The sequence below is a fragment of the Sphingomonas sp. genome (assembly GCF_035714405.1).
Lineage (GTDB): Bacteria > Pseudomonadota > Alphaproteobacteria > Sphingomonadales > Sphingomonadaceae > Sphingomonas.
The window spans coordinates 47,350-69,712 of sequence record NZ_DASTMA010000009.1 but is presented as its reverse complement, the minus strand read 5'-3'; the positions used below and the strand labels follow the sequence as shown (position 1 = coordinate 69,712).

General features: G+C 67.9%; 27 protein-coding genes and 1 tRNA gene. 11 read left to right on the top strand and 17 right to left on the bottom strand.

Annotated elements, in window-relative coordinates; translation table 11 throughout:
- Positions 1–28: 28 nt before the first annotated feature.
- The 7 genes from VFQ64_RS02850 to VFQ64_RS02820 form a co-directional block, all read right to left on the bottom strand.
- Positions 29–754, bottom strand: coding sequence for a peptidylprolyl isomerase (locus tag VFQ64_RS02850; RefSeq protein WP_325101792.1), 726 nt, complete (start codon positions 752–754; stop codon positions 29–31).
- Between the two features lie 77 nt (positions 755–831).
- Entirely contained in the window at positions 832–1,335 is a 504-nt protein-coding gene (gene coaD / locus VFQ64_RS02845) for a pantetheine-phosphate adenylyltransferase (RefSeq protein ID WP_325101791.1), read from the bottom strand.
- A gap of 11 nt (positions 1,336–1,346) precedes the next feature.
- Complete coding sequence (locus tag VFQ64_RS02840) at positions 1,347–2,213, bottom strand: farnesyl diphosphate synthase (protein ID WP_325101790.1); 867 nt, start codon at positions 2,211–2,213, stop codon at positions 1,347–1,349.
- Positions 2,214–2,250: 37 nt separating this feature from the next.
- Complete coding sequence (locus tag VFQ64_RS02835) at positions 2,251–2,490, bottom strand: exodeoxyribonuclease VII small subunit (protein WP_325101789.1); 240 nt, start codon at positions 2,488–2,490, stop codon at positions 2,251–2,253.
- Positions 2,491–2,543: 53 nt separating this feature from the next.
- Positions 2,544–2,741: a hypothetical protein gene (locus tag VFQ64_RS02830; RefSeq protein ID WP_325101788.1), complete on the bottom strand. Its 198-nt coding sequence runs from the start codon at positions 2,739–2,741 to the stop codon at positions 2,544–2,546.
- 144 nt (positions 2,742–2,885) lie between these two features.
- A complete protein-coding gene (gene clpA, locus VFQ64_RS02825; protein WP_325101787.1) occupies positions 2,886–5,216 on the bottom strand; it encodes an ATP-dependent Clp protease ATP-binding subunit ClpA in 2,331 nt (776 codons plus the stop codon).
- Positions 5,217–5,361: 145 nt separating this feature from the next.
- Positions 5,362–5,556: a DUF1192 domain-containing protein gene (locus VFQ64_RS02820; protein ID WP_325101786.1), complete on the bottom strand. Its 195-nt coding sequence runs from the start codon at positions 5,554–5,556 to the stop codon at positions 5,362–5,364.
- Positions 5,557–5,673: 117 nt separating this feature from the next.
- Between VFQ64_RS02820 and VFQ64_RS02815 the strand changes: the two genes are divergently transcribed.
- Positions 5,674–6,657 carry an NAD(P)H-quinone oxidoreductase gene (locus VFQ64_RS02815; protein WP_325101830.1) on the top strand — a complete coding sequence of 328 codons (984 nt, stop codon included), beginning with the start codon at positions 5,674–5,676 and terminating at the stop codon, positions 6,655–6,657.
- On the top strand, positions 6,654–7,229 hold the full coding sequence (locus tag VFQ64_RS02810; RefSeq protein WP_325101785.1) for a hypothetical protein: 576 nt from the start codon (positions 6,654–6,656) through the stop codon (positions 7,227–7,229). Before VFQ64_RS02815 ends, VFQ64_RS02810 begins: the two co-directional genes overlap by 4 nt.
- A 39-nt stretch (positions 7,230–7,268) precedes the next feature.
- On the opposite strand, the gene VFQ64_RS02805 is transcribed toward VFQ64_RS02810, so the two are convergent.
- Positions 7,269–7,523 carry a hypothetical protein gene (locus VFQ64_RS02805; protein WP_325101784.1) on the bottom strand — a complete coding sequence of 85 codons (255 nt, stop codon included), beginning with the start codon at positions 7,521–7,523 and terminating at the stop codon, positions 7,269–7,271.
- A 223-nt stretch (positions 7,524–7,746) separates the two neighbouring features.
- Here VFQ64_RS02805 and VFQ64_RS02800 point away from each other — a divergent pair, with 223 nt between their 5' ends.
- From VFQ64_RS02800 to VFQ64_RS02790, 3 genes are all read left to right on the top strand, one after another.
- Entirely contained in the window at positions 7,747–8,421 is a 675-nt protein-coding gene (locus VFQ64_RS02800; RefSeq protein WP_325101783.1) for a DUF1013 domain-containing protein, read from the top strand.
- Between the two features lie 240 nt (positions 8,422–8,661).
- Positions 8,662–9,768 (top strand): MBL fold metallo-hydrolase, encoded by a 1,107-nt coding sequence (locus tag VFQ64_RS02795; RefSeq protein WP_325101782.1) that lies wholly within the window; start codon positions 8,662–8,664, stop codon positions 9,766–9,768.
- Positions 9,769–9,823: 55 nt separating this feature from the next.
- Positions 9,824–10,447: a glutathione S-transferase family protein gene (locus tag VFQ64_RS02790; protein WP_325101781.1), complete on the top strand. Its 624-nt coding sequence runs from the start codon at positions 9,824–9,826 to the stop codon at positions 10,445–10,447.
- A 30-nt stretch (positions 10,448–10,477) separates the two neighbouring features.
- Here VFQ64_RS02790 and VFQ64_RS02785 read toward each other — a convergent pair whose 3' ends face one another.
- The 3 genes from VFQ64_RS02785 to VFQ64_RS02775 form a co-directional block, all read right to left on the bottom strand.
- On the bottom strand, positions 10,478–10,663 hold the full coding sequence (locus tag VFQ64_RS02785) for a DUF1289 domain-containing protein (RefSeq protein WP_325101780.1): 186 nt from the start codon (positions 10,661–10,663) through the stop codon (positions 10,478–10,480).
- Between the two features lie 6 nt (positions 10,664–10,669).
- Positions 10,670–12,136 (bottom strand): DEAD/DEAH box helicase, encoded by a 1,467-nt coding sequence (locus VFQ64_RS02780; RefSeq protein WP_325101779.1) that lies wholly within the window; start codon positions 12,134–12,136, stop codon positions 10,670–10,672.
- A gap of 86 nt (positions 12,137–12,222) precedes the next feature.
- Positions 12,223–12,672, bottom strand: coding sequence for a hypothetical protein (locus VFQ64_RS02775; RefSeq protein WP_325101778.1), 450 nt, complete (start codon positions 12,670–12,672; stop codon positions 12,223–12,225).
- Between the two features lie 37 nt (positions 12,673–12,709).
- On the opposite strand from VFQ64_RS02775, the gene VFQ64_RS02770 reads away from it, so the two are divergent.
- A complete protein-coding gene (locus VFQ64_RS02770; RefSeq protein ID WP_325101777.1) occupies positions 12,710–14,179 on the top strand; it encodes an FAD-binding oxidoreductase in 1,470 nt (489 codons plus the stop codon).
- Positions 14,180–14,238: 59 nt separating this feature from the next.
- Positions 14,239–15,009, top strand: coding sequence for a SapC family protein (locus VFQ64_RS02765; protein ID WP_325101776.1), 771 nt, complete (start codon positions 14,239–14,241; stop codon positions 15,007–15,009).
- A 186-nt stretch (positions 15,010–15,195) separates the two neighbouring features.
- Here the strand turns inward: VFQ64_RS02765 and VFQ64_RS02760 are convergent, their stop codons facing one another.
- Positions 15,196–16,062 carry an N-formylglutamate amidohydrolase gene (locus VFQ64_RS02760; protein ID WP_325101775.1) on the bottom strand — a complete coding sequence of 289 codons (867 nt, stop codon included), beginning with the start codon at positions 16,060–16,062 and terminating at the stop codon, positions 15,196–15,198.
- A 95-nt stretch (positions 16,063–16,157) separates the two neighbouring features.
- On the opposite strand from VFQ64_RS02760, the gene cpdR reads away from it, so the two are divergent.
- From cpdR to VFQ64_RS02745, 3 genes are all read left to right on the top strand, one after another.
- Entirely contained in the window at positions 16,158–16,532 is a 375-nt protein-coding gene (gene cpdR / locus VFQ64_RS02755) for a cell cycle two-component system response regulator CpdR (protein ID WP_325101774.1), read from the top strand.
- Positions 16,533–16,576: 44 nt separating this feature from the next.
- Positions 16,577–16,651, top strand: a tRNA-Val gene (locus tag VFQ64_RS02750).
- Between the two features lie 451 nt (positions 16,652–17,102).
- Positions 17,103–17,681: a glycine zipper domain-containing protein gene (locus tag VFQ64_RS02745; protein WP_325101773.1), complete on the top strand. Its 579-nt coding sequence runs from the start codon at positions 17,103–17,105 to the stop codon at positions 17,679–17,681.
- Positions 17,682–17,762: 81 nt separating this feature from the next.
- Here the strand turns inward: VFQ64_RS02745 and VFQ64_RS02740 are convergent, their stop codons facing one another.
- From VFQ64_RS02740 to VFQ64_RS02730, 3 genes are all read right to left on the bottom strand, one after another.
- On the bottom strand, positions 17,763–19,325 hold the full coding sequence (locus tag VFQ64_RS02740; RefSeq protein ID WP_325101772.1) for a L,D-transpeptidase family protein: 1,563 nt from the start codon (positions 19,323–19,325) through the stop codon (positions 17,763–17,765).
- Between the two features lie 205 nt (positions 19,326–19,530).
- Positions 19,531–20,016: an acyl-CoA dehydrogenase family protein gene (locus tag VFQ64_RS02735; RefSeq protein ID WP_325101771.1), complete on the bottom strand. Its 486-nt coding sequence runs from the start codon at positions 20,014–20,016 to the stop codon at positions 19,531–19,533.
- 266 nt (positions 20,017–20,282) lie between these two features.
- The gene (locus VFQ64_RS02730; RefSeq protein ID WP_325101770.1) at positions 20,283–20,831 is read right to left on the bottom strand and encodes a VOC family protein; all 549 of its coding nucleotides are present in this window, start codon (positions 20,829–20,831) and stop codon (positions 20,283–20,285) included.
- A gap of 140 nt (positions 20,832–20,971) precedes the next feature.
- Here VFQ64_RS02730 and VFQ64_RS02725 point away from each other — a divergent pair, with 140 nt between their 5' ends.
- On the top strand, positions 20,972–21,424 hold the full coding sequence (locus tag VFQ64_RS02725) for a helix-turn-helix domain-containing protein (protein WP_325101769.1): 453 nt from the start codon (positions 20,972–20,974) through the stop codon (positions 21,422–21,424).
- Here VFQ64_RS02725 and VFQ64_RS02720 read toward each other — a convergent pair.
- Together VFQ64_RS02720 and VFQ64_RS02715 are read right to left on the bottom strand one after the other, a co-directional pair.
- Positions 21,421–21,681 (bottom strand): AMP-binding enzyme, encoded by a 261-nt coding sequence (locus VFQ64_RS02720; RefSeq protein ID WP_325101768.1) that lies wholly within the window; start codon positions 21,679–21,681, stop codon positions 21,421–21,423. The genes VFQ64_RS02725 and VFQ64_RS02720 overlap by 4 nt on opposite strands.
- Before the next feature lie 119 nt (positions 21,682–21,800).
- Complete coding sequence (locus VFQ64_RS02715; protein ID WP_325101767.1) at positions 21,801–22,208, bottom strand: hypothetical protein; 408 nt, start codon at positions 22,206–22,208, stop codon at positions 21,801–21,803.
- Between the last annotated feature and the right edge of the window lie 155 nt (positions 22,209–22,363).

Below are 22,363 nucleotides of genomic sequence, written 5' to 3'. Positions count from 1 at the left end.
GCGAGCGCCACGGGATCAGCGCGATCGTTTACCGTCGGGTCGCCTTGCGTGCGGCACGGCGTACCGGCTTGGGGCTCGGCGCGGATTTCGGGGTCGCCGCAGCCGGGCCGGTCGGCAGCGGCAGCAGCGTCGAGGCAGGCGCCGGCAGCGGCAGGCTGGGCTGGGCCACATAGGGCGGGGGGTTGTCCGCCAGCACATAGGCGCGCAGGATGCGGCTCGGGCTGGCAGGCGGCTCGCCGCGCTCGATCGCATCGACATATTGCATGCCGTCGATCACCCGGCCGAACACCGTGTACTTCTTGTCGAGTGCGAAGCGCGGCTGGAAAACGATGAAGAACTGCGAGTTGGCGCTGTTCTCCGCCTCGGCCCGCGCCGCCGACACCGCACCGCGGACATGGGGCAGGTAGTTGAACTCGGCCGGCAGGTCGGGCAGCGGCGAGCCGCCGGTGCCATCGCCCTTGGGGTCGCCGCCCTGCGCCATGAAGCCGTCGATCACGCGGTGAAAGGCGAGCCCGTCATAGAAGCGCTGGCGCGCCAGCGTCTTGACCCGCTCGACCATCTTGGGTGCGACATCAGGCCGCAGCCAGATCCTGACCCGGCCGCCGGTCGACAGGTCCAGCACCAGGATGTTCTCGGGATCGGTGACCGACGCGGCCGCCGCGCGGCCGGGCACCGCACCGTCGACGACCTGCGCCGGGGCGGCACCAGGGAAAAAGGCGGCGAGAAGCGCAAACAGACCGGCGAGAAAGCGCATGGGCAGAATACCTGTGATGAACCGCCGACCCCTAGAGCGAACGCGCGCTTGCGCCAAGGTGAACGGAGGAGCTGACGCTATTTGTCACCCTTGCGGCCCAGCGTCGCGACGCGGGCGAGCACCTCGTCGCGCACGGCCGGGGTGACGAAGCGGTCGATCGCGCCGCCGAACAGGGCGATCTCCTTGACCAGCTTGGACGCGATCGGCTGCAGAGCGGCATCGGCCATCAGGAACACCGTCTCGACCCGGTCGTTGAGCTGCTGGTTCATGCCCGCCATCTGATATTCATATTCGAAGTCGGCGACCGCGCGCAGGCCGCGGACGATGATCGACGCGCCTTCGCGGTCGGCGAAGTCCATCAGCAGCGAATTGAACGAGACGACATCTATGTTCCCCGGCAGCCCCGCCACCTCGCGGCGAACGGCGGCGAGCCGCTCTTCGACGGTGAACATGGGTGACTTGGACGGGTTGGTGGTGACGCCGATCACCAGCCGGTCGACCAGCTTCGCGCCGCGCCGGATGATGGACAGATGGCCGAGCGTGATGGGATCGAACGTGCCAGGATAAACGCCGATTCTCATCTATCTGGCCCTCACCGATCCCGCTCCACGACGAAGCGGGCGAGCGCGCGCAACAGGTCGGCTTCCGCGCCGAAGCTGTGCAGGTGTTGCACCGCCTGTTCGGTCAGCATGCGGCACTGTTCGCGTGCGCGCTCCGGCCCGAGCAGCGACAGGAAGGTCGCCTTGCCGGCCTGCGCATCCTTGCGGAGCCGCTTGCCCGCCGCCGTTTCATCGCCCTCGGCGTCGAGCAGGTCGTCGGCGATCTGAAAGGCGAGGCCGAGATCGTGCGCATAGCCGCGCAAACCCGTGCGGCCCTCGGGCGCGACACGGCCGAGAATGGCGCCGAGCTCCACCGACGCTGCGATCAGCGCGCCGGTCTTCATCTGCTGCAGCCGGGTCACGCCCGAAAGGTCGAACGGTGTCCGCCCGGCGGCGAGGTCCAGCGCCTGGCCGCCCGCCATGCCGGTGGGGCCGGAGGCGCGGGCGAGCTCCAGCACCAGTTCGGCGCGGACGAAGGGATCCGGATGCGTGTCGGGGTCGGCCAGCCATTCGAAGGCGAGCGCGTGGAGGCAGTCGCCCGCCAGGATCGCGGTCGCCTCGCCGAACGCCTTGTGCGCGGTCGGCTTGCCGTGGCGCAGGTCGTCGTCGTCCATCGCCGGCAGATCGTCGTGGATCAGCGAATAGACGTGGATCGCCTCGACCGCCGCCGCCACGCGCTCGGCCGCGTCGCGATCGACCGCCAACAGCTCGGCGGTGGCACAGACCAGCAGCGGCCGCAGCCGCTTGCCGCCGCCGATCGCGGCGTGGCGCATGCAGCTGTAAAGCTCGGCGCGGCCATCGTCGGGCACCGGCAGCAGCAGGTCGAAGCGGCGATCGATCGCCGCCGCGACGTCCGCCATCGCACGGGGCAGGGGGAGAGGCACCGCGGCGGCCAAGTCAGGCGGGAGCGAAGGGGCGTGTGCCCGTGGGTCTGCCCTCCGCGTCCAGCCTTATGGCCTCGATCTTGGCCTGGGCCTGATCGAGCCGCTCGGCGCAGCGTTGGCGGAGCTTGTCGCCGCGTTCGTACAGCTGGATCGAACCATCCAGTGTGGCCTCGCCGGTCTCCAATCGATGGACGATGCTTTCCAGCTCCTTCAGTGCGTCCTCGAAGGAGAGGTCCTCGACGGGGGTATCCATGCCCCAGCTATGCGACAGGGGCGCGGGCGAGGCAAGGATCGGCGGCCACCCGCTCAGCGCAGCTGGCGTGAGGTCCAGGTATAGAGGAGCTTGACGCCGATCAGCCCCAAGTCGACCGCAGCCTGGACGCGCTGCGGATCGACGTCGGTCGCATCATGGGTCAGGACCTGGATATTGGCGGTCGGCTGGCGGGCGCTGACCGCGACCAGCACCAACGCTGCAACAACAAACCCCAGTCGACGCCGATTCATGATCCTATCCCCCGAACCACCGGTCATCATAGCGAACGTGAAGCCATCCCGCAATCGGCGGCCTTAGAGACGTAGCGGGGCGCAGCGGCTCATAACGCTGTGCCCCGCTGTCGAGACCGGTACGCCCAATCGTCATACGGCGATTCAGTCCGCCGGCGTCGGATCGGTGTCGGTGCGGGCGACCGCGCCCTTCTTCTTGGGCTTCTTGGGCGGGGCGGGTTCGATCGCGAAGCTCAAAGCGCCGTCCTTCATCTTGACGGTCACCTCGCCGCCGTGGACAAGCTTGCCGAACAGCAGTTCCTCCGCCAGCGGCTGCTTGATCTTCTCCTGGATCAAGCGCCCCATCGGCCGCGCTCCGTACAGCTTGTCATAGCCCTTGTCGGTCAGCCACTTGCGCGACTCGTCGTCCAACTGGATGTGGACGTTGCGGTCGGCGAGCTGCAGCTCGAGCTGCAGCACGAACTTGTCGACGACGCGCGCGACCACTTCCGGCGGCAGGTAGCCGAACGGCACCACCGCATCGAGCCGGTTGCGGAACTCCGGCGTGAACATCTTCTGCACCGCCTGCTCGTCCTCGCCCTCGCGGGTGAGAGTGCCGAAGCCGAGCGTCTCGCGCGCCATGTCGGACGCGCCCGCATTAGTCGTCATGATGAGGATGACATTGCGGAAGTCGACGGTCTTGCCATGCTGGTCGGTAAGCCGGCCGTTGTCCATCACCTGCAACAGGATGTTGAACAGGTCCGGATGCGCCTTCTCGATCTCATCGAGCAGGAGCACGCAGTGCGGGTTCTGATCGACCGCGTCCGTCAGCAGGCCACCCTGATCGAAGCCGACATAGCCCGGAGGCGCGCCGATCAGGCGGCTGACCGAATGCCGCTCCATATATTCCGACATGTCGAAGCGCTGGAGCGGGATGCCCATGATCTGCGCGAGCTGCTTGGCGACCTCGGTCTTGCCGACGCCGGTCGGGCCGGTGAACAGATAGTTGCCGATCGGCTTCTCCGGCTCGCGCAGGCCCGCCCGCGCCAGCTTGATCGCGGAGCTGAGCTTCTCGATCGCCGCGTTCTGGCCGAACACGACGCGCTTCAGGTCGGTGTCGAGCGTCGCCAGTGCCTTCTTGTCGTCGGTCGAGACCGACTTCGGCGGGATGCGGGCCATGGTCGCGATGACTTGCTCGATCTCACGCGGCGTGATCGTCTTCTTGCGCTTGTTGGGCGGCACCAGCATCTGCATCGCGCCGACCTCGTCGATCACGTCGATCGCCTTGTCGGGCAGCTTGCGATCGTTGATGTAGCGCGCGCTGAGCTCCACCGCCGACTTGATCGCGTCCGGTGTGTACTTGACCGAGTGATGGTCCTCGAACGCCGAGCGCAGGCCGGCAAGGATCTTGATCGTGTCCTCGATGGTCGGCTCGTTGACGTCGATCTTCTGGAAGCGCCGCAGCAGCGCGCGGTCCTTCTCGAAATGGTTGCGGAACTCCTTGTAGGTGGTCGAGCCGATGCAGCGGATGCTGCCGCCCGACAACGCGGGTTTGAGCAGGTTGGACGCGTCCATCGCACCGCCGCTGGTGGCACCCGCGCCGATGACGGTGTGGATCTCGTCGATGAAGAGCACCGCGTCGGGCAGCTTTTCCAGCTCGTTGACCACCGCCTTCAGCCGCTCCTCGAAATCACCGCGATACCGCGTGCCGGCGAGCAGCGCGCCCATATCGAGCGAGTAGATGACGGCGGGCTTGAGCACGTCGGGCACCTCGCCCTCGACGATCTTGCGCGCCAACCCTTCGGCGATGGCGGTCTTGCCGACGCCGGGATCGCCCACATAGAGCGGGTTGTTCTTGGACCGGCGGCACAGGATCTGGATGGTCCGGTCGACCTCGGCCATGCGGCCGATCAGCGGGTCGACCTTGCCGATCTTCGCCTTTTCATTGAGGTCGACGCAAAACTGCTTCAGCGCGCTCTCGCCCTTATCCTTGCCGCTGCCCTTGGCCGGCTTCTCCTCCTCGGCAGCGCCCTTGGGGCTGCTGGCCTCGGCAGCGCCGCCCTTGCCGACGCCGTGCGAGATGAAGCTGACCGCGTCGAGGCGGCTCATGTCCTGCTGTTGCAGGAAATAGACGGCATAGCTCTCGCGCTCCGAAAACAAGGCGACCAGCACGTTGGCGCCGGTCACCTCGTCGCGGCCCGACGACTGGACGTGCAGGATCGCGCGCTGCACGACGCGCTGAAAGCCGCTGGTCGGCGATGGATCGGTCTGCGTCTGGACCTTGAGCGCGTCGAGCTCGGTGTCGAGATAGTGCGCGACCGTGGTCTTGAGGTCGGGCAACTCAACGTTGCAGGCAGTCATCACCTTCGACGCGTGCTCGTCGTCGATCAACGCGAGCAGCAGGTGCTCCAGCGTCGCATATTCGTGGCGGCGCGTGGACGCGGCTTCGAGCGCCTTGTGGAGCGAGGTCTCGAGCGCGGGGGCGAAAGAGGGCATGTGTTACTCCTGTCGGGCCGCCCAAGGAAAACTTGCGGGACGCGGCTCCGTCTCACCCCATGTCGGGATTGCGCGGTGCGGCATCAAGCGCCGCAAGCCAGTGCCGGTTCCGTATTTCAGCGGGCCGGACCGGTTCATACAACGCCTATTGCCTGAATAGCGCGTCGGCGCTTGCCTTATGGTTAACGGCGCGTTCTATCCTTTGACGACAGCGCGCGATCTCGCCCTCAAGTGCCGCGACCCGCGCCTCCAGCTCCGCCACGGAGAGCGGGTCGAGGTCCTGGCGCACGAGCTGGCTCAGCAGGTCGCTCGGGCGGGGAAGAGCGTCATCGGGCTCCATATGGTGCAACGTTGACCGGGGCCGCGCGGCTGTCAATAACGCCATTGAAGCTTGGTGCCTCTTACGGGGATGTTGGCGCCGACACGGGGGTCGATTGTGAGCAGTATTCCCATAACGATGCAGGCGATCGACCCGGCGACGCCGGGCGGGCCTGAGGTGCTACAGCTCGTGGAGCGGCGCGTGCCGGTGCCGGCCGCGGGCGAGGTGCTGATCCGGGTCGCCGCCGCCGGGGTCAACCGGCCGGACATCCTCCAGCGCAAGGGCGGCTATCCGCCGCCGCCGGGCGCGCCGTCGATCCCTGGACTGGAGGTCGCGGGCGAGATCGTGGCACTGGGCGCCGACGTCGGCGACGAGCTGGCGGGCCAGCCGGTCTGCGCGCTGGTGGCGGGCGGCGGCTATGCCGAATATGCCGTGGCGCCCCATGGCCAGTGCCTGCCGGTCCCGGCCGCGCTGTCGATGGTCGAGGCGGCGGCGATCCCGGAGACGCTGTTCACCGTCTGGACCAACCTGTTCGAGCGCGCCTATGCGACCGAAGGCGACACGGTGCTGATCCACGGCGGCACCAGCGGCATCGGCACCATGGCGGTGGCGCTGTGCGGCCTGTTCGGCATCACCAGCATCGTTACCGCCGGTTCGGAGGAGAAGTGCGCGGCCGCGCTTGGACTGGGCGCGGGTCATGCGATCAATTATCGCACCGGGGACTTCGTCGCGCAGGTGAAAGAGATCACCGGTGGCCGGGGCGTTCAGGCAGTGCTCGACATGGTGGGCGGGGATTATGTGCCGCGCAACCTGCAATGCCTGGCCGATGACGGCCGCCACGTCTCGATCGCGGTGCAGGGCGGCGCGATGGCGACGATTCCGATCTTCGAGGTCATGCGCCGCCGCCTGACGCTGACCGGATCGACGCTGCGCCCGCGCGACACGGCCTGGAAGTCGCTGGTCGCCGACGAGCTCCACCGCACCGTCTGGCCTCATGTCGAGGCAGGGCGGTTGAAGCCCGTGATCGACCGCACCTATCCGCTGGCCGAAGCGGCGGCGGCGCACGCGCGGATGGAGGCGGGCGAGCATGTCGGCAAGATCGTGCTCGAGGTGGATGGTTGAGCGACGACAGGCGTGAGCCGCCCCGCCAGGTCGGCCATTTCGCGCTGTTGATCTTCGTCGGGCTGCTGATCGTCGCCAGTCTGGCGCTGTCCCGCCGGCCGCCGGTGCTGGCGAGCCTGCCCCACATCGCCTTTGTCGCCGAGGTGCCGCGACACCGGCATGAAGATCAGCTCGCGGCCTTCGCACAGGTCTATGGCGCGTTCATCCCCAAGACCGACTGGCGCCCGGATGTCGCCGTGCTGCTGGAACGTGATCGGCCGCAGGCCATGGCGCGGCTGCGCCTGGGCTATTGGGTGCGGTCGTGGACGTTCCTGGGATTGCCGATGTTCGCGGTGAAGGAGGGTGGCTACACCGTCTATCTCGATCGGCCCGGACATTACCGCGCGGTTGCGCTGGGCAAGACTGGCGAGGCCGAGCTCATCAAGCAGACCGGGAGCCGCTTTTGGGGAAGTTGGTGGCCCGCATACTGGCGATATTGCTGGGGCCTGCTCGCGCCGATGGCGGTGGGCGCGTGGATCTGGCTGGAGCTGCGCTGGCAGGCACGGCGCCGCATGGCGATGGGCTTGATCTAAGCCAGGGGCCGGCCCGCGCACACGGGCCGGCTGCCGTCGTTATGGGCTGGTCGGCGAATCATTGTCGCCGCCGCGCGTGGCGAGCAGCACGATGACGACCAGAGCCGCGAGGATGCCGATGTTGATGACGGTGGAAAAGGGCACGTCGGCGCCGATGTCGCTGGCGTTCGCCTGCGACGTCGCGGCGCGGGTGACAGAGCCCTGGCCTGCCGCCTGCGGTGCGGCGGCGGCGGTGGTCGCGGTCAGCATCGCCGCGGCGGCGGCGGTGGCGAACAGCGCCTTGAACGTCTTCATCGTTTAACTCCTTCGAACGGTGCGGTCGTGCCTTGCGCTTAGCGGCGCCGACCGACCGGCCCAACCCGCCTTGCATATCCCGGCCTCTCGCGAACGGCCGAATAGCGGCGCTCTGTTGCTATCGGGTGACAGCCGCTTGCCCAATGCGCCCCGTGCGGGTAGACCCGGAAACATGCAGGGCCGCTCCGGACAGGGGCGGCCGTTTCTTTTTGGAGTTCCCCGCATGGCCCAGCCGCTCATGCCTCACGCGACCGCCAGCTGGCTGGTCGACAACAGCTCGCTTTCGTTCGAGCAGATCGCCGAATTCTGCGGTCTCCACATCCTGGAGGTGCAGGCGATCGCCGACGACACGGCCGCCACCAAGCTGACCGGCCGCGACCCGATCCGCGCGCACGAGGTGACGCAGGAGGAGATCGACAAGGCGCAGGCCGACCCGAACTATCGCATGCAGATCACCAAGGGCCCCGACCAGGTCCGCCGCACCAAGGGGCCGCGCTATACGCCGGTGTCCAAGCGGCAGGACAAGCCGGACGGCATCGCCTGGATCATCCGCAACCATCCCGAGATCACCGACGGCCAGATCGGCCTGCTGATCGGCACCACCCGGACCACGATCGCCGCGATCCGCGACCGCAGCCACTGGAACATGGCGAACATCACGCCCAAGGATCCGGTGACGCTCGGTCTGACCACGCAGCGTGAGCTGGACGCGGCGGTGGCCAAGGCTGCGAAGGCGGCCGGCATCGAGGCGCCGACCTTCGACCCCAAGCTGGACGGCGACCGCGAGGCGCTGATCGGGCAGCTCCGCGCCGAGCGCGAGCAGGCGGCGCGCGACCTGGAGGCGGGCATCGTCCCGAAATCGCAAGCGGACGCGCTGTTCGACCCGTTCCGGCGCTAGCGCAGCCGGCACGCACGCAGCATAGCTGCGTGCGAGACCGACAAGCTCGGCCGGCGGGTGGCGGAGCCAACCCCGTTCGACGTCACGACGCGGCTTCGCCGCGGCGCTCTCCGCCAACCCCGCCCGTTCGCGGGGAGGTGGCAGCCGCCTATCCGCGAGCGATTTGCTTGCGGCACGCCCCATCCACCACTCGCCCAAGTGGGCGAGCGGTTCTCCTCCCCGTGAACGGGGAGGATTGAGATGACGGATGCGGCATCCGTTGCTACCCGCAACCCGATGGCCACCGCACCGCTTGCCCCGCTCGCCGATACGCCACTCGAGCGCGACGGTCTCACCTACCCCTTCGGTGACCGCTCGCCGCAACCCGGCGAACTGATCGAGATCGCGCCCGGCCTGCACTGGTGGCGGCTGCCGATGTGGGGGCCGCTCAAGCACGTCAACGGCTATGTCCTCGACGGACCCGAGGGGCTGACGCTGATCGACACGGGCTTCAACAACGACACGGGCGTCGCGGCCTGGGGCGCGCTGCTGGGCGGCCCCCTCGCGGGGAAGCGGGTCGCGCAGGTGCTCTGCACCCATTATCATCCCGACCATGTCGGGCTCGCGGGCTGGCTGTGCCGGCAGCATGACGCGCCGCTGCTGATGACGCGGACCGAATGGCTGCAGGTGCGCATGCTGTGCGCCGACAGTCGCGACGAGATCCCCGAGGAGATGATCGCCTTCTGGCGCGGCGCCGGGTGGGATGACGCGCAGATCGCGTGTGCGTCCGAGCGGGGCTGGGGCAATTTCGAGCGGATCGTCGCGCGCCTGCCGCTGGGCTTTCGCCGCATCGCCGAGGGCGATGTGCTGCGGATCGGCGGCGCGGCGTGGGAGGTGGTGACCGGCAACGGCCACAGCCCCGAACATGCCTGCCTGCTCGACGCCAAGCGCGGCATCCTGATCGCGGGCGACCAGGTGCTGCCGCGGATCAGCTCCAACATCAGCCTGGGGGTGAGCGAGCCCGAGGGTGATCCGCTCGGCGATTGGCTCGCGTCGATCGCCAAGCTGAAGTCGCTGCCGGCGGACCTGCTGGTGCTGCCCGGGCATGGCGAGCCGTTCACGGGCCTGCACACGCGGCTCGACCAACTCGACGCCGAGCATCGCCAGCGTCTCGACGCGGTGGCGGCGCACCTGGCGACGCCGCGCCGCGCGGTCGATTGCTTCACGCAGCTGTTCCGCCGCCCGATCGGCCCGGATGTAATCGGCATGGCGACCGGGGAAGCCTTGGCCCACCTGCGGCACCTGGAGGTCGAAGGCCGCGCGGCGCGGGACGTGCGCGACGGCGTGTGGTGGTTTCGGGCGACTTGACCGAGCCGAACACTCGTGTTCCACTTACGTTCTGAGTCGGAAGAGGAGGCGCGCGATGGCCGACATCATTTTCTACACCAACCCCATGTCGCGCGGGCAGATCGCCCGCTGGATGCTGGAGGAGGTCGAGGCCGATTATGAGCAGGTTATCCTCGACTATGGCTCGTCGATGAAGGCGGCCGAGTATCTGGCGGTCAATCCGATGGGCAAGGTGCCGGCGATCGTGCATCGCGGGCAGGTGGTGACCGAGGGCGCGGCGATCTGCGCCTATCTGGCCGACGCCTATGCCGACGCGGGGCTTGCCCCCGGGGCAGAGGAGCGCGCGGCCTATTATCGCTGGCTGTTCTTCGCCGCCGGGCCGGTCGAGTCCGCGATCACCAACAACTATCTTAAGGTCGAGGTCGCCGAGGATCAGCGCGCGATGGCCGGCTATGGCAGTTATGACCAGGTGGTCGATGTGCTCGAGCGCGAGATCGCCGCGCGCGACTATGTCGTCGGCGACCGTTTCACCGCCGCGGACGTGTATTTCGGGTCGCAGATCATCTGGGGCGTCCAGTTCGGGTCGCTGCCCAAGCGCGCCGCGTTCCTGCCCTATGTCGAACGCCTCACCGCGCGACCGGCGTACCAGAAGGCGAAAGCGATCGACGACGCGCTGATCGCGGAGATAAAGGCCGGATGAGCTCCACGCCTCCGGGGGGGGGGGGGCGGCCTAGGCGGCCTGCCGCCTCGCCAACGCGGCCATGACCGCATCGCGCTGTGCCCGCGTCATGGTCAGCCAGCCGGCGATCTCGTCCAGCGTCCGGCCGCAACCTTCGCACCAGCCGCTCGCGTCATCCATCACGCATATGCCGATGCACGGGCTCGCCACGTCAACGGGCGTGACATACTCGATCATGCCGATTCAGAGCGCGATGGCGGCCGACAGGAAATCCGGGACCGGACCGTTCCAGCCCTCGTCGGGTCCGTCATCACGCTCATCGCGCCGCTGCGGTCGCTCCTCACGCCGAGGGCGTTCGTCACCGCGCGGCGGCCGGGCCTCTCTGGCCGGGCGGGCTTCGCGCGCCGGCCGGGCTTCGCGGGCAGGACGGGCCTCGCGGGCAGGACGGGCCTCGCGTGCCGCCGGCTCTTCCTCCGGCGGTGCCTCGACCGCCGCAGGCTCCTGCTCGGCCGACTTGGCGGCGACGCGTACCCGCCCGCGGCGGGGCGCGCGTTCCTCGGGCGCCTCTTCGCGCGCCGGTGCCGGAGCGACCGCCTTGCTCAACCGTTCGATCGTCTGACCGGTCAGCTTCTCGATATTGGCGATGTTCTCCGCGTCCTCGGGGCCCACCAGCGTATAGGCGGTACCCGTCGCGCCGGCGCGACCGGTGCGGCCGATGCGGTGGACGTAATCGTCGGGATGCCAGGGCGCGTCGAAGTTGAAGACATGGGACACGCCCTTGATGTCCAGCCCGCGCGCGGCGACATCGGAGGCGACCAGGATGGTGACCTCGCCGGCCTTGAAGCGGTCGAGTTCGGCGATCCGCTCCGACTGCTCCATGTCGCCGTGGATCTCGCCCGAGCGGAACCGATCCTTCTTGAGGCTCTTGTTGAGCTCGCGCACCGTCGTCTTGCGGTTGCAGAAGATGATCGCGTTGGTCACCTCCTCCTGCTGGAGCAATTCGCGCAGCCGCTCGCGCTTGGCAAAGGCGCCGCCGGCGACGGGAACCAGGATCTGCTTGATGTTCAGGTTGGTCGACGCGGGCCGCGAGACCTCGATCATCTTGGGATTGTCGAGGAATTTATCCGCCAGCCGCTTGATCGGCGCCGGCATCGTCGCCGAGAACAACAGCGTCTGGCGCTGCTTCGGCAGTTTGGTGCAGATTTCCTCGATGTCGGGGATGAACCCCATGTCGAGCATCCGGTCGGCCTCGTCGATCACCAGCAGCGAGCAGCCGGTGAGCAGGATGTTGCCGCGCCCGAACAGGTCCATCAGCCGGCCGGGCGTGGCGATCAGCACGTCGACGCCCTTCTCCAGCGCCTTGACCTGATCGCCCATCGACACGCCGCCGATCAGCAGCGCCATCGAAAGCTTGTGGTTGACGCCGTATTTGACGAAGTTCTCGGCGACCTGCGCCGCCAATTCGCGAGTGGGCTCGAGGATCAGCGAGCGCGGCATTCGCGCCCGGCTGCGTCCTTCCGCGAGGATGTCGATCATCGGCAGCACGAAGCTCGCCGTCTTGCCGGTGCCGGTTTGCGCCACGCCGATGATATCGCGCATCATCAGCACCGACGGGATCGCGCTCGCCTGGATCGGCGTCGGCTCGGTGTAACCAGCGTCGGTCACCGCCTTGAGCAATTCGGGAGAGAGGCCGAGGTCGGCGAAAAGCATGCAGCTGTCCGGATGGAGGGGCGGCGGCGCTGCCCCAGGCGCCCCGGGCGCTCGCTCAAGGACCGCCAAAAGTCAAGTTTGCAGCGCTATTTGCTCGCCTGGAGCAGCTTGAAATCGTCGATCTGGCAGCTCGCGCCTGATCGCACGCGAATTGCATCACGGTCGCGGCAGATCATCCCATCCTTCGATGGGCGGACGTAGAAGCCCGAATAGAAATCGAGCGGCTTGCAGTCGCCATCGAGCTTTGCACGAACCCGCTTGCCGCCGATCAGCACCAGATCGACCTGGTTGGGAGCCGAGATCAGCGCACCGGCCATGGTTTGCGCGGCCACGCATTCCGGCCCCTTCTTTTCCTTCCACTTGACCGGCTTGGGCAATGGCAGCCTGGCCTCCGGCACGCGGGGCACACGGATCACCACCCGCTGCTGGATCGTCAGCCGCGCGATCTGCCCACCCGCGGGAGGCGCGACCCGATCCGCCGCGAGCGCGGGCGCGGCGAGCGCGAGCAAGGTGACGAGAGGGGCGTGGTGGGGCATGAAACAGCTTGCGCGCTTACGGAAGGTCGTTGAACCGATGATGAACCCTGACGCTTCCGCAACGATCGACCCGTCCCAGCGTGGGATGCTGGACGCACTTGCAACCTCCGTGGGGCCGCGCACGATCGTCACCGACGCGGAGCTGATTGCGCCGTGGCTGACCGACTGGCGCGGACGCTACCAGGGGCGGGCGGCCGTGCTGCTGCAGCCGGACTCGACTGCGGAGGTGTCGTCGATCTGCGCGGCCGCGACGGCGCACCGTGTGCCGCTGGTGCCGCAGGGGGGCAACACGTCGATGGTCGGCGGCGCCACACCCCCGGCCGACGGATCGGCGCTGATCCTTTCGCTGCGACGAATGAACCGGGTGAGGTCGGTCGACGCGGTGGCTGGGCTGGCGGTCGCCGAGGCAGGAGTGATTCTGACCGATCTGCATGCAGCGGCGCTCGCGAAGGGAAGGCGCTTTCCCCTGACGCTCGGCGCACGCGGTTCGGCGACCGTGGGCGGGCTCGTCTCCACCAACGCCGGCGGCACGCAGGTGCTGCGCCACGGCACGATGCGCGGGCTGGTCGCGGGTATCGAAGCGGTGCTGCCGGACGGATCGGTACATGACGGACTGGCGGCGCTGAAGAAGGACAATCGCGGCTATGACCTGAAGGAGCTGCTGGTCGGGGCGGAGGGGACGCTGGGGGTTATCACCGCCGCAACGCTGCGGCTGGCGCCGGCCGTGCTCGACCGCGCGGTCGCCTGGGTCGGCGTCGAGGCCCCGGCGGCGGCGCTGGGGCTGCTACGGCTGGTGGAGGGGCGGACCGAGGCGGTGGAGAGCTTCGAGTTAATGCCCGACGATTCGTTGGCCGCCGTGCTGGCGCACCTGCGGGATGCGCGGACGCCGTTGTCCGGGCGCCACGGGTGGCACGTCCTGATCGAGGCGGTTGCGACCGCACCTGAGGACGAGCAACCCGCCAGGCTTCTCGAACGCTTGCTGGTCGAGGCGTTCGAGCAGGAGCTGGCGCAGGACGCGACCATTGCCGCCAGCGAGGCGCAAGCGGAAGCGTTCTGGACGCTGCGCGACTCAATCTCTGCCGCCGAGCGGGCGCAGGGTCCGGCGACACAGCACGACATCTCCGTCCCCGTCGACGCCATGCCCGATTTCCTGCTCGACGCCGCCGCCGCCTGCAAGGCGCGCTTTCCCGGCACCCATGCATCCGGCTTCGGCCATCTCGGCGACGGCAATGTCCACTTCCATGTCCGCGCGCCCGGCGGAGTGTCGGCGGAGCGCTGGTATGCGGACGAGGCGCCGATTGTCACCCGCTTCGTCCACGACCTGGTCGTCGCGGCGGGCGGCTCGATCTCGGCGGAGCACGGCATCGGGCAGATGAAGCGGGACGAACTCGCGCGGCTGTCGTCGCCGGCGCGCATGGCGGTGTTGCGCGGCGTGAAGGGCGCGCTCGACCCGCACGGACTGCTCAATCCAGGCAAGCTGCTTGCACGCGCCAGTCCCGATCAATAAAGACGCGCGATCAACCGGCGGGCCTTGCGGTCCGCCGTTTCTTTGTTCGGAGAGACCGCATGGCCAGCGCGCCCCAGCTTCCCCTGTTCTACAAGGGCCTCGAGCCGCTCTCGAGCGAGACGCACGCGGACTTCAAGCTGAAGGTCCAGGACCGGGCGCCGTTCCTGGCCGGGCAGCACGCGATCCCGATCACCGTGGACGAGTTCCCGTTGGTCCAGCGCCACATGCCGATCGTCTTCTCGGTCGGTCCCGACGCGATCCCGCTCGGGCTGATGGGGCTCAACGAGGGCATCAACGTCTTCGTCGATGACGAAGGCAAGCTGCTGGAGAACAACTTCTACGTCCCCGCCTATGTCCGCCGCTACCCATTTATGCTCGCCAAGCTGCGCCCGGAGGCGGAGGAGCTGTCGCTGTGCTTCGACCCGACCGCCGATGCGCTCGGCGCGTTCGACGAGGGCGAGGCGCTGTTCACGGGCAAGGACCCGAGCGACCTGACCAAGAACATCCTGTCGTTCAACGAGCAGTTCGAGCAGGCCGGTCAGCGTACGCAGAACTTCATGAACGAGCTGCGCGAGCTGGAGCTGTTGATGGACGGCGAGGTCTCGATCCAGCCTGACGGCAATGCGCAACCGTTTATCTATCGCGGCTTCCAGATGATCAACGAGGAGAAGCTGACCGGCATGCGGGGTGACCAGCTGCGCAAGCTCACCCAGTCGGGGATGCTGCCGCTGCTCTATGCGCACCTCTTCTCGCTCAGCCTGATGCGCGACGTGTTCGGCCGCCAGATGATGCAGGGCAAGACGCCGCAGCCGCAGCTCGGCACGGTCTAGGCAAAAAGTTCGGCGATGGGTTGAACCTTCCCCGTGTTCGCCCATTTAGGGTGTGTACGGTGCTCGTGTTCCCCCCTTTCGCGACACCGTATGTCGCGCCCAGTGGACCCCCTCCCGGGCGCGTCTCCTCCCTGAACCTTGGCCACCTCGTGCTTCCAGCACGGGGTGGTTTTTTATGTGCTCGGGTCATTCCGCCGCCACGGCGCAGCCGCCGGCCAGCGCCTCGTCGGTCAGCGCCCCCAGCATCTCGCGCACCATCCTCGCGGTGCGCTCCAGCCCGGGGCCGGGGCGATCGAGGGCGCGATCCAGATAGAGCGAGCGGTCGAGTTCCAGCTGCAAGGCGTGCACGCCCTGCGCCGGACGGCCGTGGCGATCAAGGATGTGACCGCCGGCATAGGGGCTGTTGAGCGCCGTCGTTAGGCCGTGCGCCGCCGCCACCGCTTCCGCGCGCGCCACGAACCGCGCGCCGGCCGCTCGGCCGAAGCGGTCGCCCACCACGATCCGGGTGCCCTTCGCCGCGCCCGTCAGCGGCGGCATGGAATGGAGGTCGAGCAGGACCGCGATGCCCCACCGCGTGCGCGCGGCGAACAGCGCCTCGGCGAGTGCCCGATGGTAGGATCGATGGTCGCCGTCGATCCGCGCGCGCACTTCCACGTCGCTCCAGCGTCGTTTCCACAAGTCACCCACGGGCGAAACGCGCCGGGGGATAAGGCCGAGCCCGCTGCCCACCTTGCCGGCCGTCGGACTGGCTCCGGATGGCGCCGGCGGGGCGCCTTCGTCCGCCTTGGGATCGCGCTCGTCCTCGCCGCGATTGAGGTCGATCCAGCCGCGCGCGCGGCGCTGGATTAGCATCGTCTCGCCGGTCCGTGCCGCATGCGCCACCGCGTCGACATGGCGATCCTCCAGCGCGGTCACGGCGGACAACGGCACCCGCAAAGCCGCGCGCAGCGGCAGCGGGTATTCGCGCCCGGCATGGGGGACGGAGATCACGACCGGGCTCGCGGGCGGGTCGCTGCCCCAGCATTCGAAGCCGGCCGTCGCGTTCCTGTCCATTGCTGGGACGCTAGGCGCGCGCGTCCGGCGCCGCAACGCTCTGGGCTTTGTTAACGGATGCGCGCATAGTCGTCGGGCGTGAGCAAGGGGCTGTCATGATCCGGATACTGCTGGCCGAAGACGACCAGATCATGCGCGAATATCTCACGCGCGCGCTCGAGCGGTCCGGCTATGCGGTGACGGCGGTCGATCGCGGTACGGCGGCGATCCCGCTGCTGGAGACCGAGAGCTTCGACCTGCTGCTGACGGACATCGTCATGCCCGAGATGGACGGGATCGAGCTGGCGCAGCGCGCGGGCGAGATGGCGGCGGACATGCGAGTGATGTTCATCACCGGCTTCGCCGCGGTGACGCTAAAGGCTGGCAAGGCCGTCCCCAACGCGCGCGTCCTCTCCAAACCCTTCCACCTCCGCGACCTGGTGCTGGAGGTGGATCGCATGTTTCAGGGCGCCAGTTTCGGCGAGCTCTAACCGGGTTGCGCCTCCCGCTCTGGGGGGCTAAGCGCGGCCGCAGTGGGCGTGTAGCTCAGTGGTAGAGCACTGTGTTGACATCGCAGGGGTCGCAAGTTCAATCCTTGCCACGCCCACCATCTTTTCTGGCGACATCCTGACATTGCAAGCCTCCCGACGATGGAGGCTGGAAGAGCCACTTCGGCGCGCTTTCGGCGCAGGGCGCCCGGCGCGCGGGCGTCGATCTCCTCCAGGATGTCGGTAAGAGCGCGCGTGACGCTTTCGAAACGCCCGATCGCGTAGACCTCCGTGGACCCGGGCACATCGTGACCCATGAAGCCTTCGAGATCCCGCTTCGTGAAGGCGCGGTGGCGCGGGCAATCGGTATGTCCAAGGCACGCTCACCTCGGACTGCGCTTCAGCACCGGAACCACGTTGGGGCAATCGCCGGTGTGTTCGAGGCGCATCGGGGCAGGCTCTGGCGGCCGCAGCGGAACGGTTGCGGCTTCCTCCTCGTTTGCGGGATTGCAGTTCCATCGCCCGCGATTCCCGCGGTCGACCCGTGTCACTGCGTTTTTGTTGGAGTATGATATGCGCAAACCATTGATGGTGTTCCTGGCTGCAAGCTCCCTTTCACTCGGCGCGTGCGCCACGACCGGACGCGACGAAGCACGGCTGGAAGGTGCAGGAACCGGGGTTCTGGTCGGTGGCGCGGTAGGCGCGGGTGTCGGAGCGCTCGCGGGTGATACGATCGCCGGCGCGGCTATCGGCGCCGGCATCGGTGGTCTCGCCGGGGCGGTCTGGGCAGACTCCAATGGCGACGGCTATGCGGACGGCTATAGCCGGAACGGTCAATATTACCGCGGCACCCCGGCCGGCTACGATCCGTCCACCGGCCGCGCGTGCAGCAATGTCGCAGGCACGGCCGCGGGCGGCGCGGCCCTGGGCGCGGTCGGTGGTGCCGGCATTGGCGCCGCGACCGGTCTCGGTACGCTTGAAGGCGCGCTCGCGGGCGCCGTGGTCGGCGGCGTCGCCGGCGCTCTGTGGGCCGACAGCAACAATGACGGCTGTGTCGACGGCTATATGCGTGAGGGCCGCTACTACCCCGGCGCGCCACAGCAGCAGTACCAGCAGCCAGGTTACGTCCCGCGTCGCGGTGAGCGCGGCTAAGGCTTGAGCAGCACGACCGGACAGGCGCTGCATGCACCCTTCCTTGCGGCGCCTTCTCGGTGTGAGCGCCGTCGGCAGCCCTTACCGCTGCCGACGGTTCCGCCTGCTGCCGGCGAGTGCCGCCAGCTGAGCCGGATCGCGCTTGTATAGGTCCGCTCGCAGGGCAACACCCTGCGGCTCCGGCGCGGCGGTCAGGTAAGTGATGTAGACCGGGACCGGCTCCGGCAGCGTGAGCTGTTGCTCGGGAGCGGCGTTGCGCGCGACAGGCATGCGACCGAACAGCCAACGCGCAAGCTGCGGGGCATCGTCCAGGCGCACGCAGCCGGCACTCACGAGGCGGGTTTCTTCCCGCAAAAGCGTGCGGTCCGGCGTGTCGTGCAGATAGATGCCGAGCTGGTTCGGGAACATGAACTTCATCCGTCCCATTGAATTGCCCGGGCCCGGCAGCTGGCGGAGACGCACTTCCCGTTCGCCGGCGACGACCGCCTGCCAATCGATCGAGCCCGGCTCGACCTTGGTGGCATTCTCGCTCCAGTCGGACAGAACCTCGTAGCGCAGGTTACGCAGATGCTGCGGTCCGTCGCGGACGACCCCTGGGGCAATGCGGCTGCGGGCCAGATCGGGGGGGACGTTCCAATAGGGGTTCAGCGTCAGGTGACGGATCATGGCGGCCATCATCGGCGTCGGCTCCGTCGGCCTGCCGACGGCGACCCGCATCGAGCCCACGGCGCGGTCATCTTGGTACATCCACAGCCGCGCGGCCGCCGCGTCGACCAGGACATACCGGCGGCCGAGCTGCGCCGGCAGTGCCCGAGCCCGTTCGAGGTTGAGGCGAAGCAACGCTCCCGTCTCCGCCGACCCCTGGTTCAGCAGGGCCAAGGTGAGCGGTCCGGCAGTGCCGTCCGCCGGCTGCCCGTGGCTACGCTGCAGCGCACGCACCGCGCTGGCCAACGCCGCGTCGTAGGCGCCGTCCGGCGTCAGGCCGAGGCGTATGCGCAGCAGCCTGACGCGCGGATCCTTAGACCCCGGCTTCAGGATCGAGCCGGCGGGGATATGCGCCACCGGTCCGGCCTGTTCCTCGCCATAGCCGGCAAGTGCGCCGCGCAACTTCGCGTAAAGCGGGTTCATCCACCCGACAGTCTCCAGATACCGCTGCAGGCTGGGTGCCTGCGCCGCGCTGGTCAGGACGGCCGTCCTGGAGGGAACGATCGGCACGAAATGCGCCTCGGTATAGACGACGCCCATGTCGCGATGACGGCGGACGTCGCGGACGTAGTTGGCAAAGGTTCTGGATAGCAGCGCCTCCGCCCGTGCCAGCGCTCGCGGCGGTCCATCGTCCGCGCGCTCCACGGCTTCGACCAGCGCGTCGGGGCGGTAGGTGCGCGGGGACAGGCCGTCCGCGGCCGCCGTGGCCAGCAGGCTGTGCAACTGCTCCGCCTCGGGACCGACCCTGCCGCCGGCCACCCACAATGGCCGGTAGTCCCGCTCCTCGTAGAACCGATCGAGGTCGCGGTCGCCCCGTACCGAGGCACGGATCGCTGCCTCCAGGTCGCCCGGCAGGGCCTGGGCGAGGGAGGAAGCCGGAATAGCCGCAAGCCCGAGGGCAGTGGCGCCGACCCGTTGCAAGAGCGTTCGCCGGGACATCGCACTGCGCCCGGCTTCCTCATCGAACGAATCGTACACGCAACCCCCGGAGCAAAGACCAGCCTTGGCCAACCTCCAGCACGCCGGGGTGTTCCATCAGCACTCTTGCCATGTCTCCCCGGATCTCATCGGCCCGTCAATCAGGAGGGCACCATCTCGATCTATCTGCCGGCGGTACGCAAAGACGCCTGGCGATAACCCGTGGTCAGGTCAGCATGGAGTTGGGCGGAAGACCCACCAAGGCGCGACCATGGAGCTCGGTGGCGCCGTCAAGATCGTAAACGACGTGGCTCTGCATGACCTGTATGTCGCGCAACGCGCGCTGCAGAGGATGCGACAAGGCGTGTACGCTCGATCCGACCGCCTCGCAGCAGCCCCGAACGGCATCTACGCATTGCGCGACAGCATGGGCGATTTCCGCTCGTACACGGATGCGCTCGCCGGTCTGGTCCGGTTCGTCGAGCGCGCCGAGTGCCACCGCCTCGCGGGCGGCGCGGCGCACCGTGCTCTCGGCGGAGCGGCGCAGGAGATCGGCCCGCGCAAGCCGCATCTGCGCGGCCGGTTTGTCGATCGTGGCGCCGTTGGCGCCGATCTTCACATAGCTGCGCAGCCGTTCGCGACAACTGTCGACCGCCCCGCGTGCCGCGCCCAGCGCGGGGATCGCGGCCGCGACGCAAAGGCTGGGCAGCATCGTATGTGTCGCTATCGAACTGCAGGCCGCCATAGCGCCGCGGCACGACCATATAGAAATAGCCGGTCGCACGGAGCGCCTGCCACACCGCGTCGGCGGGACGCCGCTGGCGTTCGGCCTCGGTGGCGTATCGTGCGATCATCGGCTTGAGCGCGGTGGTCTGTTCCACCAGCCGCTCGGGCGTGATCGCGGCCAATTCGTCCGCCGACAGGAAATCATCCCGACCGGTATCCGCCGGTCGGCCGGTTGCTCGGGGTCGGACGCCATCAGAGGGCCGCGGGTGCTTCGCGCTTGGCCAGCGCGTCACTCCCGAACTTCGCCTCCTTCAGCGGTCGGGTACGATCGGTCCACGCGCGCAACAGCGCCGGCAGCGATGCCTTTTCATGGGCCATGATCGTTGCATGGTCGGGGGTTCGGATGGTGATCTCCACCTGGATTCCGTTCGGATCGTACATGTAGATCGAGCGCACGAATCGTGGTCGAGCGGCCCGAACGCGCTGATGCCACTGGCCTCGTTCGCGGCCTCGATTGCGATGTGCATGTCGAAACTGCTCTTGCGGTCGAACCAGGCAGGATCGGCGTCGGTCGGCGAGTCGAAAAAGGCGATGTAATTGCCGTCGCCGAGCGCGAAGAAGATGTGCATGAACGGTGTTTCGGCGTTGGTGCCCGGCACCGTCTCCGCGACCAGTCCGGCCGCGGCCTTCAGGCCCAGCACATTCCTCGTAGAACCAGCGGGTCTGCTCGGCGTCGCGGCAGCGAAACGCGGCGTGGTGGACACCGCCGAGCTGGACGGCGGCGGGAACGATGTCGGCCATCGGGCAACCTCTCCTCAGAACCGCATCACCCGACAAGAATCGTAAAAAGATGTCAATTAGGTTTACGAACGTTCCGCGTCCGAGCGACTGGTCGGGGGGGCGTCCATCGGCCATACCTGTTTGCAGGAGAAGCCGTCGCCGTGCAGCACATCGATTATCTCATCATCCCTCTTCTGGAGGGGTTCGAATGGTTCGACGAGAGCCTGCAACGCAGTCTGCAGGCAGCCGGCTGGCCGGCGCTGACGCGGCCGGAATCAATGGTGATCGCGCACGTTCAGCTTGATCTCGTCCGCCCTGCCGACATCGCGCGCCGGCTGCGGTTAACGCGCCAGGCGGTGCATTCGACAATCGCCGGGCTGGTCGAGCGCGGGCTGTTCGCACTGGAACCGGATCCGCACGACGGCCGCATCAAAATGGTCACGCTGACCGCGATGGGCGAAGCGATCAAGGTCGATGCCATGCGGGCGGTCAACGACATCACCCGCGAACTGGAAGCGCGGATCGGTGCGGAGCGCATCAGCGCACTGGCCGAGGCGTTCGCGGCCGACTGGGGAGAGCCCGTGACGATCCAGGGGGGTAAGAAGCGGCGCTAACGACGCGCGTCGCGTAGCGCGCTGCGCCGGGTCTTGCCGGCGTCATCGCGGAGCTGCTCGTCCACAAACTCCACCACGCGCGGCACCTTGTAGCGGGCCGGCCGCGTCGCCACCCATGAGATCAGTGCCTCGGCGTCCAGTACCGCGCCGGCGCGGCGCTGGACGATGGCGTGGACGCGATGGCCGAGATCGGCGTCGGGTAGGTCGACGACGGCGCTGGTCGCGACGTCTGGATGCCCGTCCAGCGCCGCCTCCACTTCGGCCGGGTAGATGTTCGCGCCGCCCGACAGGATCAGGTCGGCGCGTCGATCGGCGATGTAGAGATAGCCGTCCTTGTCGAGCCAGCCGAGATCGCCGAGCGTGTCCCATTGACCGGTCAGCTTCGGGTCGGCACCGATGTAGTGATAGCTCGATCCCTGTCCCGCGTCGGGCAGTCGATCTGTTCGCCAAGCGGTTGCGAATTCTCGTACTTCACATAGTTTTGCGTACCGCCGTCGAGGACGCCCAGGGCGATGAGCGTCGCCGGAGACGTCGTGTCTAGTAACTCGAAGCTGTTGCCAAGCGTGCGGAACTTGCCGGTCTGCAGCTTCAACGACGCGTTGAACGTCTCGGTCGGTGACCACTCGACGGTGCCGCGGATCAGCCAGCGCTTCTCGCGCTGCTCGTCACGATTGAGCGTGACGTTGCGCACAAAGCCGTAGGTGTCGTCGTAGAACCCAGCAACACGCACGGCGAGCGTATCGCCGATCGAGACCGCGCATCGCGAGGCGAGGCTTCCCCGCAAGCCGTCATCGCCAGACGTGACGCGGGACGGCAGCGACGCCCCAATCCATGTTGCACCGCCTCTCTCCGTTCATCGACCGGCTAGCGGTGTGATCAAGCAAACCACTTGCGCTGCCGATATGTCAATCTATTTGACGACATAGGCATCGTACGACG

Coding starts and splice junctions, on each gene's coding strand:
- VFQ64_RS02850 (WP_325101792.1), bottom strand. CDS start 754: ATGCGCTTTCTCGCCGGTCTGTTTGCGCTTCTCGCCGCCTTTTTCCCT.
- coaD (WP_325101791.1), bottom strand. CDS start 1,335: ATGAGAATCGGCGTTTATCCTGGCACGTTCGATCCCATCACGCTCGGC.
- VFQ64_RS02840 (WP_325101790.1), bottom strand. CDS start 2,213: ATGGCGGACGTCGCGGCGGCGATCGATCGCCGCTTCGACCTGCTGCTG.
- VFQ64_RS02835 (WP_325101789.1), bottom strand. CDS start 2,490: ATGGATACCCCCGTCGAGGACCTCTCCTTCGAGGACGCACTGAAGGAG.
- VFQ64_RS02830 (WP_325101788.1), bottom strand. CDS start 2,741: ATGAATCGGCGTCGACTGGGGTTTGTTGTTGCAGCGTTGGTGCTGGTC.
- clpA (WP_325101787.1), bottom strand. CDS start 5,216: ATGCCCTCTTTCGCCCCCGCGCTCGAGACCTCGCTCCACAAGGCGCTC.
- VFQ64_RS02820 (WP_325101786.1), bottom strand. CDS start 5,556: ATGGAGCCCGATGACGCTCTTCCCCGCCCGAGCGACCTGCTGAGCCAG.
- VFQ64_RS02815 (WP_325101830.1), top strand. CDS start 5,674: ATGCAGGCGATCGACCCGGCGACGCCGGGCGGGCCTGAGGTGCTACAG.
- VFQ64_RS02805 (WP_325101784.1), bottom strand. CDS start 7,523: ATGAAGACGTTCAAGGCGCTGTTCGCCACCGCCGCCGCCGCGGCGATG.
- VFQ64_RS02800 (WP_325101783.1), top strand. CDS start 7,747: ATGGCCCAGCCGCTCATGCCTCACGCGACCGCCAGCTGGCTGGTCGAC.
- VFQ64_RS02795 (WP_325101782.1), top strand. CDS start 8,662: ATGACGGATGCGGCATCCGTTGCTACCCGCAACCCGATGGCCACCGCA.
- VFQ64_RS02790 (WP_325101781.1), top strand. CDS start 9,824: ATGGCCGACATCATTTTCTACACCAACCCCATGTCGCGCGGGCAGATC.
- VFQ64_RS02785 (WP_325101780.1), bottom strand. CDS start 10,663: ATGATCGAGTATGTCACGCCCGTTGACGTGGCGAGCCCGTGCATCGGC.
- VFQ64_RS02780 (WP_325101779.1), bottom strand. CDS start 12,136: ATGCTTTTCGCCGACCTCGGCCTCTCTCCCGAATTGCTCAAGGCGGTG.
- VFQ64_RS02775 (WP_325101778.1), bottom strand. CDS start 12,672: ATGCCCCACCACGCCCCTCTCGTCACCTTGCTCGCGCTCGCCGCGCCC.
- VFQ64_RS02770 (WP_325101777.1), top strand. CDS start 12,710: ATGATGAACCCTGACGCTTCCGCAACGATCGACCCGTCCCAGCGTGGG.
- VFQ64_RS02765 (WP_325101776.1), top strand. CDS start 14,239: ATGGCCAGCGCGCCCCAGCTTCCCCTGTTCTACAAGGGCCTCGAGCCG.
- VFQ64_RS02760 (WP_325101775.1), bottom strand. CDS start 16,062: ATGGACAGGAACGCGACGGCCGGCTTCGAATGCTGGGGCAGCGACCCG.
- cpdR (WP_325101774.1), top strand. CDS start 16,158: ATGATCCGGATACTGCTGGCCGAAGACGACCAGATCATGCGCGAATAT.
- VFQ64_RS02745 (WP_325101773.1), top strand. CDS start 17,103: ATGCGCAAACCATTGATGGTGTTCCTGGCTGCAAGCTCCCTTTCACTC.
- VFQ64_RS02740 (WP_325101772.1), bottom strand. CDS start 19,325: ATGTCCCGGCGAACGCTCTTGCAACGGGTCGGCGCCACTGCCCTCGGG.
- VFQ64_RS02735 (WP_325101771.1), bottom strand. CDS start 20,016: ATGCTGCCCAGCCTTTGCGTCGCGGCCGCGATCCCCGCGCTGGGCGCG.
- VFQ64_RS02730 (WP_325101770.1), bottom strand. CDS start 20,831: ATGGCCGACATCGTTCCCGCCGCCGTCCAGCTCGGCGGTGTCCACCAC.